This window comes from Streptomyces sp. RKND-216 (assembly GCF_004795255.1).
GTDB lineage: Bacteria > Actinomycetota > Actinomycetes > Streptomycetales > Streptomycetaceae > Streptomyces > Streptomyces hazeniae.
On the sequence record NZ_SSBQ01000002.1, the window covers coordinates 4,265,908 to 4,283,261 of the forward strand.

Here is a 17,354-nt window from a genome sequence, read left to right on the forward strand (position 1 = left end):
GATGCGCGCCAACCGGATCCTGCTGTCGACCGCACTCGTCGTCCTCGCCCTGATCATCCAGGTCAGCGTCCTCGCCCGGCTCCAGCTCCCGGGCGCCGTGCCGGACCTGCTGCTGCTCACCGTTCTCGGCCTCGCCATGGTCTACGGCCACGTCGGCGGAGCCCTCATCGGCTTCGGCGCCGGACTGCTCGCCGACCTGTCCCCGCCCGCCGACCACGCCGTCGGCCGCTACGCCCTGGTGCTCTGCGTCGTCGGCTACGCCGCCGGCCTCACCAAGCCCGACAACGGCCAGCACCGCTCCGCGTCGGTGCCGATGCTGGTCGTCGCCGGCGCCGCCGTCGGCTCCACCCTGCTCTACGCCGGTGTCGGCGCCCTGGTCGGCGACACCCCCGCGCTGCACGTCGGCATCACCAGCCTGCTGCTCACCGCGATCCTCTACGACCTGCTGCTGGCCCCCTTCACCGTCCCGCTCGTCATGGCGCTGGCCCGCCGCACCGCGCGTGACCCGCTCGGCTCCGAGAGCTCCGCGGGTGGCGCCAAGGGCGGCGAGGGCGCCTACGGCTGGCTCGCCGCCGGCGCCAGCCTCCGCTCGGGCCTGCTCGCCGGACGCAGCGTGCGCAGTGTCCGCAGCAGCCGGCCCGCCTCCTTCGCCGGGAACTCCCGGCGCTCGCTGCTGGGCCGGTCCGCCCGCAACAAGGCCGCCACCATCAAGGGGGTCAAGCGGCTGTGAGCGCCGAGCCGGCATCAGACGACCGCAGGGACCGCAGGGACCACAGGGGAGCCGCATGAGCAACATCCCGGAAACCGGACGCACCCCCCGCGTCACCATCCGGTTGGTGGCGATCCAGATCCTGGTGTTCTCACTGCTGCTCACCCTCGGCGGGCGGCTGTGGTACCTCCAGATCCGCAACGGCGAGGAGTACTCGGCCAAGGCCGCGGGAAACCACGTCCAGCAGGTCGTCAAGCCCGCCGTGCGCGGCTCCATCCTGGACGCCCGCGGCGTGCCGATCGCCGACAACGAGACCCGCCTGGTCGTCTCCGCCTCCCGCACCGCGTTGATGAAGATGGACGACGGCGGCGACGCCGTCCTCGGCCGGCTGGCGAAGGTACTCGACATGCCGGCCAAGGACGTACGGCAGAGGGTGCGGCTGTGCAACGCCGAGACCCCCAAGCCCTGCTGGAACGGCTCGCCCTACCAGCCGATCCCGATCACCGACGAAGCCACCGCCCAGCAGGCGCTGACCATCCGCGAGCGCTCCGAGGACTTCCCCGGCATCCTCGCCGAGCCCAAGGCCGTACGCCGCTACCCCAGCCCGTACGGAGCCGACACCTCGCAGGTCCTCGGCTACCTCTCCCCGGTGACCGACGAGGAGATCAAGGAGGCCGAGAACACCGACTCGCCGTTCCTCCCCTCCGACCAGATCGGCCGCTCCGGGCTGGAGCGCAGCTACAACACGGCCCTGCGCGGCGACGCGGGCGTCACCGAGTACGAGGTCGACAAGCTCGGCCGGGTGATGGGACAGAAGCTCAGCGAGAAGGCCGAACCCGGATCCACCCTCATCACCAGTGTCGACTCCCGCATCCAGGCCGTCGCCGAGCGCGAGCTGCTAGCGGCCATGAAGGAAGCCCGCAAGCAGCACGACCACAACACCGGCCGCAACTACGAGGCCGACGCCGGCGCCATGGTCGTGATGGAGTCCAAGACCGGCCGGGTCGTCGCCATGGCGTCCAACCCGCAGTACGACCCGAACGCCTGGGTCGGCGGCATCTCCGCCGACGACTACACGCGGCTCACCAGCAAGAAGTCCAACTACCCGCTGCTGAACCGCGCCATCCAGGGGCAGGCGGCGCCCGGCTCGATCTTCAAGGTCGTCTCCTCCGCCGCCGCCGTCCGTGCCGGCTACGACTGGAACGGCAGCTACCCCTGCACCAGCTCCTACACCGTCGGCAACAACACCTTCAAGAACTACGAGTCCCAGAGCCACGGCAGCATCAACCTCGCCCGGGCGCTCGAGGTCTCCTGCGACACCGTCTTCTACCGCCTGTCGCACCAGGAGTGGAAGAAGGACGGCGGGATCGACCCGAAGAAGAAGACGGACGACTGGTTCTACCGCACCGCTCACGACTTCGGCCTCGGTGAGGAGACCGGCATCGACCTCCCCAACGAGGTCACCGGCCGCGTCCCCGACCGCCAGTGGAAGAAGAACTACTGGAAGGCCAACAAGGACTCCTGGTGCAAGACCGCCGAGAAGTGGCCCGAGAAGAAGAGCTACCAGATCACGCTGGCGCGTGAGGGCTGCCTCGAAGGATTCAAACTGCACGCCTACGACACGATCAACTACTCGATCGGACAGGGCGACACGCTCGTCACCCCGATCCAGATGGCGACCATCTACGCCGCCATCTCCAACGGCGGCACCCTCTACGACCCCACCCTCGGCAAGGCCGTCGTCAGCCCCGACGGCTCCCAGGTCGAAATGATTGAACCGAAGGCGCACGGCAAGCTGCCGCTGAGCAAGAAGACGCTCAAGCAGATGGACGACGCCCTCGAAGGCGTGGCCACGCGCGGCACCGCCGCCTGGCGCTTCACCCAGGTCGGCTGGCCCCAGAAGAAGATCCCGATGCACGCCAAGACCGGTACCGCCGAGGTCTACGGAAAGCAGACCACCTCCTGGTTCGCCACCTACACCGAGGACTACACGATCGTGATGACGATCTCCCAGGGTGGTACTGGTTCCGGCGCCTCCGGCCCGGCCGTCCGCAACGTCTACGACGCCATCTACGGCGTCCAGGAGGACGGCTCGATCGACAAGAAGAAGGCGCTGCTGCCCGACCCGCAGAAGTCCCTCCCCGAGATCAACGAGCACGGCCAGATCGCGTCCGGATTCTCCGAGGAGTTCGAGGCCCGGGAACAGAAGGCGGCGGCGAAGGCCGAGGGCGACCCGACGGACGACGGGGGCACCGAGTGAGCACCCGCTCCTACTCCCTCGACGGCTACGGGCCGCAGCAGAAGTCCGCGTGGCGCCGGGCCACCGCCCGCGACAGCCTCGTCCGGCGCCTGGACTGGCCCATGCTCGTGGCCGCCGTCGCGCTGTCCCTGCTGGGCTCCCTCCTCGTGTGGTCCGCCACCCGCACCCGGGACTCCCTCAACCACGGCGACCCGCAGCACTTCCTCTGGCGGCACCTGCTCAGCCTCCTCATCGGCCTCGCGCTGATGGCCGGCACCGTGTGGCTCGGCCACCGGCGCCTGCGCGGCGCGGTACCCGTGCTCTACGGCATCTCCGTCGTCCTCGCCCTGCTGGTCCTCACTCCGCTCGGCGCGACCATCAACGGCTCCCGCGCCTGGCTCGACTTCGGAGGCGGCCTCTCCCTCCAGCCCGCCGAGTTCATCAAGATCACCGTGATACTGGTCATGGCGATGCTGCTGGCCGCCCGCGTCGACGCGGGCGACCGGGAACACCCCGACCACCGCACCGTGCTCCAGGCCCTCGGCATGGCCGCGCTGCCCATCGTCGTGATCATGCTGATGCCCGACCTGGGCTCCACCATGGTCATCGTCGTCATCGTGCTCGGCGTGCTCCTGGCCTCCGGCGCCTCCAACCGCTGGGTCGTCGGCCTCGTCGTCACCGGCATCGGCGGCGCCGTCGCGGTCTGGATGCTCGGCCTGCTCGACGAGTACCAGATCAACCGGTTCGCCGCCTTCGCCAACCCCTCCCTCGACCCCCGCGGGGTCGGCTACAACACTAACCAGGCACGCATCGCCATCGGCTCCGGCGGCCTGTGGGGCAAGGGCCTCTTCGACGGCACCCAGACCACCGGCCAGTTCGTGCCCGAGCAGCAGACCGACTTCATCTTCACCGTCGCGGGTGAGGAACTCGGCTTCGTCGGCGGCGCGGCCATCATCGCCCTCATGGGCGTGGTCCTCTGGCGCGCCTGCCGCATCGCCCGCAACACCACCGAGCTGTACGGCACCATCGTCGCCGCCGGCATCATCGCCTGGTTCGCCTTCCAGACCTTCGAGAACATCGGCATGACCCTCGGCATCATGCCCGTCGCCGGCCTCCCCCTGCCGTTCGTCTCCTACGGCGGCACCTCGATGTTCGCCGTCTGGATCGCCGTCGGCCTCCTCCAGTCGATCAAGGTGCAACGTCCGGTGTCCGCCTAGCGACGCCCGCGGGCACCTCCCCTCCCCGGCACGGGTTGCCCGTGCCGGAGAGGGCGCCTACGTTCCGAACATGGCGGACGTGGTGCGTGAGACCGAGCGGAAGTACGAGGCCGCGGACGACACGCGGCTCCCCGACCTCGGGGTGAAGGGCGTCGCCGCGGTCACCGAGAGCGGTGAGACCCTGCTCGAAGCCGTCTACTACGACACGGAGGACGGCCGGCTGGCCGCCGCCGGCATGACGCTGCGCCGCCGCACCGGCGGCGACGACGAGGGCTGGCACCTCAAACTCCCGGTCGGGCGCCACGTACGCGAGGAGGTCCGCGCACCCCTCACCGACACCCCGCCGCGCGCCCTCACCAGGCTCGTCCGCTCCCGTGTGCGGACCGCGGCCCTGATGCCCGTGATGGAGCTGACCACACGGCGCCGCGTCCACCGGCTGGGCGACGCAGACGGAGCCGTACTCGCCGAGGTCGCACGGGACCGGGTCACCGCGACCCGGCCCGGACACGGGGAGGACGGCACCGCCACCTGGACCGAGATCGAAGCCGAACTGCACGACGGACGGCCGAAACTTTTGGACCGGATCGAGAAGCGGCTGCGCGCCGCCGGCCTGCGACCCGCCCGGTCCGCGTCCAAGCTTCAGCGCGCGCTCCAGGAGACGGCGCCGACGACGGCCGCGAGGGCGGACCACGCGCCCGGCACACCGGGCGCCGGCGCCCAGGAAGCGGCCCCGGACACCGCCGGCCACCACGTCCTCGCCTACGTCCGCACTCAGGTCGAGGCCCTCGTCGCCCTCGACCCCGCCGTACGCCGACACCAACCCGACTCGATCCATCAGATGCGCGTGGCGGCCCGGCGACTCCGCAGCTGCTTCCGGTCCTACCGCTCCGTCCTCGACCGCCGTGCCACCGACCCGCTCGGCACCGAACTGCGCCGACTGGCCGCCGAACTCGGCCATGACCGCGACCGCGAGGTGCTGCTCGCCCGGCTCACCGACCACCTCGGCCGCCTGCCGCGCGGCCTCCGCCTCGGACCCGTGAGCGGCCGCCTCCGCACTTACGACCGGGCCCGGCGCGGCGGAAGCCGCAACCGCGTCACCGCCGTGCTCGACGGAGACCGGTACCTCGCCCTCCTCGACGCGCTGCATGCCCTGCTCGCCGCGCCTCCGCTGAAACCCGCGGCGGACAAGTCGCCGCAGAAGATCCTCGACCGCGCCGTACGCCGCGACACCGGCCGGCTGTCCGCCCGCATCCGGCACGCCCTGGCCCTCCCGCCCGGCGAAGAGCGCGACCGCGCACTCCACGAAGCCCGCAAGGCCGCCAAGCGGGCCCGCTACGCCGCCGAGGTCGCCCACTCAGCCCTGGGCGGCCGGGCGGCGAAGCACGTCAAGCGGATGAAGGCGGTGCAGCAACTGCTGGGCGAACACCAGGACGCCGTCGTGACCCGGCAGGCCCTGCGTGACCTCGCCCTCCAGGCGCACGACGCCGGTGAGCCGTCCTTCACCTACGGAGTGCTGCACGCCCGGGAGAGCGCCCTCGCCACGGAGTACGAGCTGCGGCTTGCGAAGCTGTGGCGCTCGGTGACCGAACGCGGTCACTACTAGCCGTCCACAGGTGTGGAGGGACGGTCCGCCGTCCGCGTTACGCTGGGGGGTCACCGCTTCGAGTACGAGTACGCCGCACCCTGCCCCGAGGACACCACCCATGCCAGTCGAGTCGGTCTTCCCGCGCCTGGAGGCCCTTCTCCCGCACGTCCAGAAGCCGATCCAGTACGTCGGCGGCGAGCTGAACTCCACCGTCAAGGACTGGGACGCCACCGACGTCCGCTGGGCGCTGATGTACCCCGACGCGTACGAGGTCGGCCTGCCCAACCAGGGCGTCATGATCCTCTACGAGGTGCTCAACGAGCGCGAGGGCGTCCTCGCCGAGCGCACCTACAGCGTGTGGCCGGACCTCGAGAAGCTCATGCGCGAGCACGACGTCCCGCAGTTCACCGTCGACGCGCACCGCCCCGTCGGCGCCTTCGACGTGCTCGGCGTCTCCTTCGCGACCGAGCTGGGCTACACCAACCTGCTCACCGCCCTGGAACTCTCCGGCGTCCCGCTGGAGGCCGCCGACCGCACCGAGGACCATCCGATCGTCCTCGCGGGCGGGCACGCCGCCTTCAACCCCGAGCCCATCGCTGACTTCCTCGACTGCGCTGTCGTCGGCGACGGCGAACAGGCCGTGCTGGAGATCACCGAGATCATCCGCGCCTGGAAGAAGGAGGGCCGCCCCGGCGGACGGGACGAGCTGCTGTTCCAGCTGGCGAAGACCGGGTCGGTGTACGTGCCGAAGTTCTACGACGTGGAGTACCTGGCCGACGGCCGCATCTCCCGCGTCGTCCCCAACCGCTCCGGTGTGCCGTGGCGCGTGTCCAAGCACACCGTGATGGACCTCGACGAGTGGCCGTACCCCAAGCAGCCACTGGTGCCGCTCGCCGAGACCGTGCACGAGCGGATGTCGGTGGAGATCTTCCGCGGCTGCACCCGCGGCTGCCGCTTCTGCCAGGCCGGCATGATCACCCGCCCGGTCCGCGAGCGGTCGATCACCGGCATCGGCGACATGGTCGAGAAGGGGCTGAAGAGCACCGGCTTCGAGGAGGTCGGCCTGCTGTCGCTGTCCTCCGCCGACCACACCGAGATCGGCGACGTCGCCAAGGGCCTCGCCGACCGGTACGAAGAGGACAAGATCGGCCTCTCGCTGCCTTCCACCCGCGTTGACGCGTTCAACATCGACCTGGCCAACGAGCTGACCCGGAACGGCCGCCGGTCCGGCCTCACGTTCGCCCCCGAGGGCGGCAGCGAGCGCATCCGCAAGGTCATCAACAAGATGGTCTCCGAGGAGGACCTGATCCGCACCGTCGCCACCGCGTACGGAAACGGCTGGCGGCAGGTGAAGCTGTACTTCATGTGCGGCCTCCCGACCGAGACCGACGACGACGTCCTCCAAATCGCCGACATGGCGACCAGCGTGATCGCCAAGGGCCGCGAGGTGTCCCGGTCGAACGACATCCGCTGCACCGTGTCCATCGGCGGCTTCGTGCCCAAGCCGCACACGCCCTTCCAGTGGGCGCCGCAGCTCTCCGCAGAGGAGACCGACGCGCGGCTCGGCAAGCTCCGCGACAAGATCCGCGGCGACAAGAAGTACGGCCGCTCCATTGGTTTCCGCTACCACGACGGCAAGCCCGGTATCGTCGAGGGTCTGCTCTCCCGGGGCGACCGGCGCCTCGGCTCTGTCATCCGCGAGGTCCACCGCCGCGGCGGCCGGTTCGACGGCTGGCGCGAGTACTTCAGCTACGACCTGTGGATGGAATCCGCCGCCGCGACGTTGCCGGACTACGGCGTGGACGTCGACTGGTACACCACCCGAGAGCGCACCTACGAGGAGGTCCTGCCCTGGGACCACCTCGACTCCGGCCTCGACAAGGACTGGCTCTGGGAGGACTGGCAGGACGCCCTCGACGAGACCGAGGTCGAGGACTGCCGCTGGACCCCCTGCTTCGACTGCGGCGTGTGTCCTCAGATGGACACCGAGATCCAGATCGGGCCCACCGGCAAGAAACTGCTGCCGCTGAGCGTCGTCGACAGGTAGGCCGGACGACGGACAGACGGTCCGCCCCTCCGGGCGCCGGGCCGCACGGATGGACGCGTGGCGGGCGCCGTTCGGCGCGCCGCCCACCGGGTGGTCGTGCGGCGTCAGCCGGAAAAGCATTGGTGCCGCCGCCTGACGGTCGGCAGACTTCCGTCATGCCGAAACTCGTCCTTCCCACCACCGCCGTCCAGGAGTCGTTCGTCGCCGCCATGAAGGAGTTCGAGGCCGAAGGACGCGCCGGGGACGGCAGCTCCGTCGGGCAGGAGATCGACGAGTTCGGCGACCGGTGGCACGAGCCGGGCGGGTTCGCCGCGTACGTCGCGGCGCTCCGCGCCGACGAACACGAGGAGACCGTGCGGACCGCGGGACACGTCGCGTGCACGACGTTCTGGTACGTCGACGGCGACGCCTTCCTCGGCCGCTTCGCGATCCGGCACCGGCTCAACGACTTTCTTCTGGAACAGGGCGGGCACATCGGTTACGACGTGCGCGCCTCCGCGCGGCGGCGCGGCCATGCCACGGCCATGCTGCGGGACGGGCTCGTGCACGCCCGCGCCCTCGGCGTCGACCCGGCGCTGATCACGTGCGAGCACGACAACACCGCCTCCCGGAAGGTCATCGAGGGCGGCGGAGGGGTCTTCGAGGACCGGCGCGGGGACAAGCTGCGGTACTGGGTGCCGAGCGCCTGAGCCGGGACGGGACGCCGGTACCGGAAGAGGGGCGCGTACCCTGGGAGGCAGGATTCTCCGCGCTCCCGCGACGCGGCACGCGTGAGCGGACGCGCGGACTTCCGCCCCCTTGCACCCCGTACACCCAAGGGCGGCCGCCCGGGGCGTGCCGCCCTGCACCGAGGAGAGACCCCTGGGCAAGCGACAGCCCGAAGGCCCGCCGCCCGCACCCGCGGTGCAGCGCATCCGACTGCGCTACACCAAGCGCGGCCGCCTCCGGTTCACCAGTCACCGTGACTTCCAGCGCGCCTTCGAGCGGGCGCTGCGCCGTGCCGAGGTGCCCATGGCGTACTCGGCCGGCTTCACCCCGCACCCGAAGGTGAGCTACGCAAACGCCGCCCCCACCGGCACCGCCAGCGAGGCGGAGTACCTGGAGATCGCCCTCACCGCGCACCGCGACCCCGAGGCGCTGCGCCGCGGGCTCGACGCGTGCATGCCGGACGGTCTGGACCTGACCGACGCGGTCGAGGCCCGGACGTCCGACTTCGCCGACCGCCTTCAGGCATCCGCCTGGGAGCTGCGGCTCGACGGCGTCGCCGTCAAGGACGCGCACCGGGCCGTGGAGGCGTTCCTTGCCGCCGAAACGGTCGAGGTGCAGCGGCAGACCAAGAAGGGGGTCCGCACCTTCGACGCCCGCGCTGCCGTCGCTTCGCTGGAGAGCGGGGGCGTCACACAGAGCGAGGATGATAGGCCCCAGCAGCATCCCTGTGCGATACTGCGGCTGGTAGTGCGGCACCTGACACCTGCCGTACGACCCGACGACGTCCTGTCCGGCCTCCGAGCTACGGCCGACCTGGCGCCGCCGGTCCCGGCAGCGGTGACCAGGCTGGCGCAGGGGCCGCTCGATGAGGAGACCGGCACGGTGACCGACCCGCTGGTTCCCGACCGCGACGCATCCCCCGCCGCGACGGGGCCGAGCGCGGTCGCCCCGGACACGACCGGGGCCGTCACCGCGTAGGTACGGAGCCGAAACGTGCCGTCGCCGACGCAGGCGCCAGGGAGCCACCCGGGCCGCCGACCGGCAGGCGAGCGCACCGCCACAGCAGACTTTCGCCGTAGCCGAGCCCGCAGGGACGGAACCGGCGAGCGACAACGAACAGCTCCCGAGCGGCGCCCGTGCCCGGCGGGACGCGGCAGCAAGGCGTACGACGCGCCCGGCCGCGACCGAAGGGGCGAGGCGCCCGGGAGCGTGACGGGAGAACTGCCCGCATGCCCGAGCCCAAGGACTCCGCAGCCGCGGAGAACACCGCGAAGGACCCGAAGACGCCGCCCGCGAGCGCGTCGTCGGACGGACCGAACCAGCAGGCCGCGGCCTCCGCCGACAACGGAAGCCCCAGCGACACCCTGCCGCCGCGCCGCCGCGCGCCACGCCGCGCGTCCGCCCCGGCGGGCGCGCCCCCGGCCGCGCCCGAGGCGCCCGCCCCGGACACGCTGCCGGCCGCCGCGCCGGCCGCCCACGACGCCGCCGCTTCGCCCGCCGCCGACCCGTCGGAGCCCGCGCCGACGCGGGCCCGTCGTCGTGCCACGCGCCGCGCGTCCGCTCCGGCCGGTGCCCCGCCTGTGACCGGGGGGGCCACCGGGGCGACCGCGTCCGGTGCCGCCGCGGTCGCGGCCGGTGAGGATCCCGCCGCGGACGCCTCGGCATCCGCCGACGGTCCTGTCGCCGACGTGTCCGCGACCGGTCAGGCCGATCCCGCCCCGGCGCGTACCCGTCGCCGGGCGACCCGGCGGGCCTCCGCACCGTCCGGCGTCCCCGAGGCCGCAGAGCAGGCGAGCCCGGGTACCGGGGACGGTCCCATGGAGAACGAGGAGCAGGCGGCGCCTGCGCGCAGCCGTCGTCGTGCCACCCGCAAGGCCGCCGCATCGGCGCCGGAGCAGGCCGCCGACGCCGCCGGTACCGGCACCGGCGGAGAGGCCGCTGCGGTCAGCGAGGGGGCCGAGCCGGCGCCCGCCCGGGGCCGCCGCCGCGCCGCGCGCAAGGAAGCCGCCCCGACCGAGGGGACCGCCGCCGCGGACACGCCGTCCGCCGCTGCGGACGAGGAGCAGGCGACGCCCGCGCGTACCCGTCGTCGTGCCACCCGCACGGCAGCCCCGCCGGCCCACGAGCACGTCGCCGACGAGGCCGAGGGCGCGGGCCAGTCACCCGCCTCCGACGAGCCCGCGCTGCCGGTCGAGGCCCCCACCGCGCCGGCCGGGCGCAAGCGTGCGGCGCAGCCGCCGGTGGCCGTGTTCCAGGCGCCGGTGTTCACCGAGCCGATGTTCCAGACGCCGCAGAGCGCCGCCGCCCAGGCCGCCGCGGAGCAGGACGAGGAAACGGACGAGGAGGAGCCGGAGGCGACCGCGCCCGTCTCGCGCAGCCGGCGTCGCCGTCGTCGCGGAGAGTCCGAGAGCGACGCGTCCCGTCCCGCCGGTCCGGGGGACGAGGAGGAGACCGGCGACGTGGCCCGGTCGGACGAGCCGGACGAGCCGGACGAGTCGGACGACGTGGGCTCGGACGACGAGGGTTCGGACGAGTCCGGTGAGCGCCCCGCGCGCCGCCGCCGCCGTGGCGGGCGTCGCCGCAGGCGGGGCGAGTCCGCCGATGCACAGGGTGCGGACGACGGCGGCCGGGGCGACTCGGCGTCGGACGACACCGACGCTGACGAGGACGAGGACGCGGACGAGTCCGGCAAGAACGGCGCGGAGCGCGACGAGGACGAGGGGGGCGGCCACGGCGGCGGCTCCAGCAGCTCGCGCCGTCGTCGCCGTCGTCGCCGCCGCAGCGGGGACTCCTCCGACAACGGGCTTACCGACGGCGACCCGGAGCGCACTGTCGTCAAGGTCCGCGAGCCCCGGAAGAAGAAGGACTCCGAGCCCGCCGACGAGGTGCAGGCGATTAAGGGCTCCACCCGGCTGGAGGCGAAGAAGCAGCGCCGTCGGGAGGGCCGCGAGCAGGGCCGTCGGCGCGTGCCGATCATCACCGAGGCCGAGTTCCTCGCCCGCCGCGAGGCCGTTGAGCGGGTCATGGTCGTGCGCCAGAACGGCGACCGGACGCAGATCGGCGTGCTCGAGGACGACGTGCTGGTCGAGCACTTCGTCAACAAGGAGCAGTCGACGAGCTACGTCGGCAATGTGTACCTCGGCAAGGTCCAGAACGTGCTGCCCTCGATGGAGGCGGCGTTCGTCGACATCGGCAAGGGCCGCAACGCCGTGCTCTACGCCGGGGAAGTCAACTTCGAGGCGCTCGGCATGGCCAACGGGCCGCGCCGGATCGAGACCGCGCTGAAGTCCGGCCAGCCGGTGCTGGTCCAGGTCACCAAGGACCCGATCGGCCACAAGGGCGCCCGTCTGACCAGCCAGGTGTCGCTGCCCGGCCGCTACCTGGTGTACGTGCCCGAGGGCTCGATGACCGGTATCAGCCGGAAGCTTCCCGACACCGAGCGGGCCCGGCTGAAGCAGATCCTCAAGCAGGTCGTGCCGGAGAACGCGGGCGTCATCGTGCGCACCGCCGCCGAGGGAGCCAGCGAGGACGAGCTGCGCCGCGACGTCGAACGGCTTCAGGCGCAGTGGGAGGACATCCAGCGGAAGGCGCAGAAGGGCAACGCGCCGACGCTGCTGTACGGCGAGCCGGACATGACCGTCCGGGTCGTGCGCGACATCTTCAACGAGGACTTCTCCAAGGTCATCGTCTCCGGCGAGCAGGCATGGGAGACGGTGCACGGCTACGTCTCCCATGTCGCGCCGGACCTGGTGGGACGGCTCCAGAAGTGGACGTCCGACGTCGATGTCTTCGCCACCCACCGGATCGACGAGCAGCTGACGAAGGCCCTCGACCGGAAGGTGTGGCTGCCCAGCGGTGGTTCGCTGGTGATCGACCGGACCGAGGCGATGGTCGTGGTCGACGTCAACACCGGCAAGTTCACCGGCCAGGGCGGCAACCTTGAGGAGACGGTCACCCGGAACAATCTGGAGGCGGCCGAGGAGATCGTGCGCCAGCTCCGGCTGCGCGACCTGGGCGGCATCATCGTCATCGACTTCATCGACATGGTGCTGGAGTCCAACCGGGACCTGGTGCTGCGCCGTCTGCTGGAGTGCCTGGGCCGGGACCGCACGAAGCACCAGGTGGCCGAGGTGACCTCGCTGGGCCTGGTGCAGATGACCCGCAAGCGGGTCGGCCAGGGCCTGCTGGAGTCGTTCTCCGAGTCTTGCGTGCACTGCAACGGGCGCGGCGTGATCGTGCACGTCGAACAGGCGCAGGCGGCCGGTGGCGGCGGTGGCGGCAAGAAGAGCCGTAAGAAGCAGAAGGCCGCGGCAGCGCAGGCGGCCGCAGCGGAGGCCGAGGCCGCGGCGTCCGCCGTGGAGAGCGCCGCAGAGCAGGCGGAGACCGCTTCGGAGGAGGCGGAGACCGCCGCCGATGTTGCCGCGGAGGCCGCCGAGCCGAAGAAGCTGCCGGAGCCCGCATTCGTGCCGGACGAGGAGCTGTACAGCAGCGCCGCCGAGGCGGAGGCCGCGGCGGGCCGCGGCGGCCGTACGCGCCGCCGGGGCGGCCGCAAGGCGTCCGCGCCCGCCGGCCCGCCGAAGGCCGGCGGGGTCACGGAGGCGGAGGCCGCGGACGCCGAGGGTGCGCAGGACGAGGCGGGGGAGCCGGACCAGGCCGCGCCCGCCCGTACCCGGCGCCGCGCCGGCCGTAAGGCGTCGGCGCCCGCCGGTGCCCCGCAGGGCGGGGAGGCGGCGGAGAACGCCGGGGCGCTCGTGGTGCCCGCGACGGCTTCCACCGGTGCTGCCGGTGAGCCTGCCGCGGCTCCCTCGGAGCCCGTCGCCGCGTCCGTTGCCGATGCCGGCCGGGCTGCGGAGGCCGCGCCGCCCGCCCGCGCCCGGCGCCGCGCCGGCCGCGCGGTGTCCGCTCCGGCGGGCTCACCCGGTGGTGGTGACGAGGCCGGAGCCATCGTGCTGCCGACCGTGGACCGTGGTCCGGTGGACGCCGGTACGCCAGCCCCGGAGCCGACGGATGCCCCCGCCGCGGCCGAGGTGGCGCCGCCCGCGCGGACGCGCCGCCGGGTCACGCGCACGGTCTCCGCTCCGTCCGGTGGGCCCGGAGGCGCCGATGGCGAGGGCGCCATCGTGCTGCCCGCCGCGCGCGACGAGCAGGCCGCCGACGGCGTGGACGGCTCCGAGGCGGACGGCTCCGAGGCGGACGGAAAGGACGCGCCGGTGGCCGCCAAGGCGGCGAAGAAGGCTGCCCGCACCGCTGCCAAGAAGGCGACGGCCAAGAAGAGCGGCACCACCGCGAAGAAGGCGGCGAAGAAGTCGACGGCCCGGAAGTCGGCCACCGGCGAGAAGAAGGCCGCCTCTTCTGGCTCCTCGCGCCGCACCGCGGCGGCCGACCAGCAGACGTCGCCGTCGGTCTCCGCTCCGGCCGAGGACTGAGCCGTACGGCCGTGCCGGCCCCGTTCGCTCCCGGTCGTGGAGCGGGCGGGGCCGGTTTGACCCCCTGGTCGCGGCCCCGTAATCTTTACCGTCGGCGTGTCGTCAAGGGTGCGCCGTGCTTCTGAGCAACTCCCTCCCGCCGGGGCCGTGCACCGGAACCCGGAGCGGGAGAGGCCGTTCACTCCTCAGTGGGACAGTCGCGGGACTCCTGCGCGAGCGGCTGGCATCAGGGGCCCCGAACCGAGCGAAAGAGAGCTTCACCGTGTACGCGATCGTGCGCACCGGCGGCCGTCAGCAGAAGGTTGCTGTCGGCGACGTCATCGAGGTTGACCGTATCTCCACCGGCAAGGTCGGCGACAGCGTCGAGCTCTCGACCCTGCTCGTGGTCGACGGCGAGTCCGTCACCAGCGACCCTTGGGTGCTGGCGGGCGTGAAGGTCCAGGCCGAGGTCGTGGACCACCACAAGGGTTCGAAGATCCGGATCCAGAAGTACAAGAACAAGACCGGTTACAAGAAGCGGATCGGTCACCGCCAGCTGCACACCGCGCTGAAGATCACCGACATCCCCGCCCCGGCCGCGAAGTAAGGGACTGAGAACACATGGCACACAAGAAGGGCGCATCGTCCACCCGGAACGGTCGCGACTCCAATGCCCAGCGGCTCGGCGTCAAGCGCTTCGGCGGTCAGGTCGTGAACGCCGGTGAGATCATCGTCCGCCAGCGCGGCACCCACTTCCACCCGGGCACGGGCGTCGGCCGCGGCGGCGACGACACCCTGTTCGCGCTGGACGCCGGTGCGGTGCAGTTCGGCACCCACCGCGGCCGCAAGGTCGTCAACATCGTTCCGGCCGGCCAGTAAGGCCCCGGTTCGACACCGACACACACGCGAGGGCGGACCGCCGTTCCCCGGCAGGGGAACGGGGCCGCCCTCGCCGTGTTCGCGGCCCCGCCCAGACCGCTCTCCCCTCCCGCCGCTCCCGTCCCCGCACCGCTGACCCAGCACCCGCACCGCACCGCCAGGAGGCACCCGTCATGACCACCTTCGTGGACCGCGTCGAGCTGCACGTCGCCGCGGGTAACGGAGGCCACGGCTGCGCCTCCGTGCATCGGGAGAAGTTCAAGCCGCTCGGCGGCCCCAACGGGGGCAACGGCGGGCGCGGCGGCGATGTCGTTCTCGTCGTGAACACCGACGTCACCACACTGCTCGAGTACCACCACGGGCCGCACCGGAAGGCCGCGAACGGCCGTCCCGGCGAGGGCGACAACCGGTCCGGTAAGGACGGCGCGGACCTGGTGCTGCCCGTGCCCGACGGCACGGTCGTGCTCGACGGCAGGGGCGAGGTGCTGGCCGACATGGTGGGTCAGGGCACCACGTTCGTCGCCGGCCAGGGCGGCCGCGGCGGCCTGGGCAACGCCGCGCTGGCGTCCGCGCGTCGCAAGGCGCCGGGCTTCGCGCTGCTCGGGGAGCCCGGCGAGAGCCGCGACATCGTGCTGGAACTGAAGACGGTCGCGGACGTCGCGCTGGTCGGCTACCCGTCGGCGGGCAAGTCGTCGCTGATCTCGGTGCTCTCCGCGGCCAAGCCCAAGATCGCCGACTACCCCTTCACCACCCTGGTGCCGAACCTCGGCGTGGTGACGGCGGGCGGCACCGTCTACACGGTCGCCGACGTGCCCGGCCTGATCGAGGGCGCCAGCGAGGGCCGCGGCCTCGGCCTGGAGTTCCTCCGGCACGTCGAACGCTGCGAGGTGCTGGTGCACGTGCTCGACTGCGCCACTCTCGAGGCGCATCGCGACCCGCTCTCCGACCTGGACGCCATCGAGCGGGAACTGACCCAGTACGGCGGCCTCGACAACCGTCCGCGGCTGGTCGCCCTCAACAAGACCGACATCCCCGACGGCAAGGATCTCGCCGACATCATCCGCCCCGACCTGGAGGCGCGAGGCTACTCGGTGTTCGACGTGTCGGCGGTCTCCCGCAGCGGCCTGAAGGAACTGTCCTTCGCCTTGGCCGGTATCGTCGAGCAGGCCCGTGCGGCCAAGCCGCAGCAGGAGGCGACACGCGTCGTCATCCGTCCCAAGCCGGTGGACGACGCCGGCTTCACCGTCAGCCGCGAGGCGGACGCGCTGTACCGGGTGCGCGGGGAGAAGCCGGAACGCTGGGTGCGGCAGACCGACTTCGCCAACGACGAGGCCGTCGGCTACCTCGCCGACCGCCTCAACCGCCTGGGCGTTGAGGACGCCCTCGTCAAGGCGGGCGCCCGGGAGGGCGACGGTGTCGCCATCGGTCCCGAGGACGACGCGGTCGTCTTCGACTTCGAGCCCGCGATGGCCTCCGGCGCGGAGATGCTCGGCCGCCGGGGCGAGGACCACCGCATGGACACGCCCCGCCCCGCCGCCCAGCGCCGCCGCGACCGCCAGGCCGAACGCGACGAGGCGCAGTCCGCCTACGACGAGTTCGACCCCTTCGCGTAGGGGTTCGGCGGACCGCCCGGGCCACCGCCTTCCGCTGTCGCCCCGGGCCGCCTCGCACACGCACGCACGCACGGGCGGGGTCCCGCGACGGTGCACCGTCGCGGGACCCCGCCCGTGCGTGCGTGACCTGTAAGGGGGTCAGCAGTTGGGCGCGCTCCAGAAGCGGCTGCCCTTGTTGCCCACGTGGGTGTGGTCGTTGTGTCCCGGGTAGCCCTGGCTCAGGATCTCCTCGAAGCCGGAGGTCTTCGCCGTGTTGTACATGGAGCACTGGGACGGGCCGCTGCCCAGGCCCAGGTCCGCAGCCTGCCCGGACATGTGGAGGCTGGTGGACGAGCCGCCGACGCTGCTGTTGCAGGAGACGCTGCGGAAACCGGAGGTGATGACGATCGGCCGGTCGCCGAGCTTGTGGCGCAGGGCCTCCAGCTGCCACATGACGCGGCGGATGTTCTGCTTGGCGGCGGCAGCGGAGACGCGTCCGCCGGTGAAGTCGTTCTCGCCGCAGCTGTCGTCGAACTCGCTGAAGTCGAAGTGGACGGGCGAGCAGTCGCCGTCCTGCAGCGAGTAGATCTTGCTGTACGTGTTCGGGCCGGCGACGCCGTCGGCCGAAAGGCCGTAGGCGGACTGGAAGCGCTTCAGGGCGGCTTCGGTGGCCGGGCCGAAGGCGCCGTCGATAGCGATGTTCTCGCCGCTCGCCGCCCAGCCGGCGATACGCTCCTGAAGCTGGGCGACGTCGCTGCCGCTGGCTCCTCTGCTGAGGTTCCGGTTCCAGGTGTAGCAGCTGTCCGCGACGGCGGGCTCCGCAGTGGCCACGTTCACCGTGACACCGCCGGCCACCAGCATGGCCGCGGCGAGAGCGGCACGCAGGCCACGATGGCGTCGGGTCATGTCTCCTCCAAGGGGGACGGGCGCTTCTCGGCACACCCGTCTTCAGGTTGTCATGCACATTAGGAGG

The 17,354-nt window shown here is 72.2% G+C and carries 12 protein-coding genes; 11 read left to right on the forward strand and 1 reads right to left on the reverse strand.

From position 1 onward, the window contains the following. The first annotated feature begins 1 nt into the window (after position 1). The 11 genes from mreD (at position 2) to obgE (ending at position 16,402) form a co-directional block, all read left to right on the forward strand. The gene (mreD, locus tag E4198_RS18590) at positions 2–730 is read left to right on the forward strand and encodes a rod shape-determining protein MreD (RefSeq protein ID WP_136185473.1); all 729 of its coding nucleotides are present in this window, start codon (positions 2–4) and stop codon (positions 728–730) included. A gap of 55 nt (positions 731–785) precedes the next feature. After that, positions 786–2,969 (forward strand): penicillin-binding protein 2, encoded by a 2,184-nt coding sequence (gene mrdA / locus E4198_RS18595; protein ID WP_136184156.1) that lies wholly within the window; start codon positions 786–788, stop codon positions 2,967–2,969. Next, positions 2,966–4,165 (forward strand): rod shape-determining protein RodA, encoded by a 1,200-nt coding sequence (gene rodA / locus E4198_RS18600; RefSeq protein ID WP_136184157.1) that lies wholly within the window; start codon positions 2,966–2,968, stop codon positions 4,163–4,165. Before mrdA ends, rodA begins: the two co-directional genes overlap by 4 nt. A gap of 70 nt (positions 4,166–4,235) precedes the next feature. Continuing rightward, on the forward strand, positions 4,236–5,768 hold the full coding sequence (locus E4198_RS18605; protein WP_136184158.1) for a CYTH and CHAD domain-containing protein: 1,533 nt from the start codon (positions 4,236–4,238) through the stop codon (positions 5,766–5,768). Positions 5,769–5,868: 100 nt separating this feature from the next. Continuing rightward, positions 5,869–7,797: a TIGR03960 family B12-binding radical SAM protein gene (locus E4198_RS18610; protein ID WP_136184159.1), complete on the forward strand. Its 1,929-nt coding sequence runs from the start codon at positions 5,869–5,871 to the stop codon at positions 7,795–7,797. A 155-nt stretch (positions 7,798–7,952) separates the two neighbouring features. Next, positions 7,953–8,486, forward strand: coding sequence for a GNAT family N-acetyltransferase (locus E4198_RS18615; RefSeq protein ID WP_168711470.1), 534 nt, complete (start codon positions 7,953–7,955; stop codon positions 8,484–8,486). Between the two features lie 214 nt (positions 8,487–8,700). Further along, positions 8,701–9,483: a TIGR03936 family radical SAM-associated protein gene (locus tag E4198_RS18620; RefSeq protein WP_136185475.1), complete on the forward strand. Its 783-nt coding sequence runs from the start codon at positions 8,701–8,703 to the stop codon at positions 9,481–9,483. Between the two features lie 251 nt (positions 9,484–9,734). Next, positions 9,735–13,931, forward strand: a complete 4,197-nt coding sequence (locus E4198_RS18625) for an Rne/Rng family ribonuclease (protein ID WP_136184160.1) — start codon at positions 9,735–9,737, stop codon at positions 13,929–13,931. Between the two features lie 262 nt (positions 13,932–14,193). Continuing rightward, positions 14,194–14,517 (forward strand): 50S ribosomal protein L21, encoded by a 324-nt coding sequence (rplU, locus tag E4198_RS18630; RefSeq protein WP_027763626.1) that lies wholly within the window; start codon positions 14,194–14,196, stop codon positions 14,515–14,517. A gap of 14 nt (positions 14,518–14,531) precedes the next feature. Next, the gene (rpmA, locus tag E4198_RS18635) at positions 14,532–14,789 is read left to right on the forward strand and encodes a 50S ribosomal protein L27 (RefSeq protein WP_027763625.1); all 258 of its coding nucleotides are present in this window, start codon (positions 14,532–14,534) and stop codon (positions 14,787–14,789) included. Positions 14,790–14,962: 173 nt separating this feature from the next. After that, a complete protein-coding gene (gene obgE, locus E4198_RS18640; protein WP_136184161.1) occupies positions 14,963–16,402 on the forward strand; it encodes a GTPase ObgE in 1,440 nt (479 codons plus the stop codon). Positions 16,403–16,540: 138 nt separating this feature from the next. Here the strand turns inward: obgE and E4198_RS18645 are convergent, their stop codons facing one another. After that, complete coding sequence (locus tag E4198_RS18645; RefSeq protein ID WP_136184162.1) at positions 16,541–17,287, reverse strand: M15 family metallopeptidase; 747 nt, start codon at positions 17,285–17,287, stop codon at positions 16,541–16,543. Positions 17,288–17,354 lie beyond the last annotated feature (67 nt).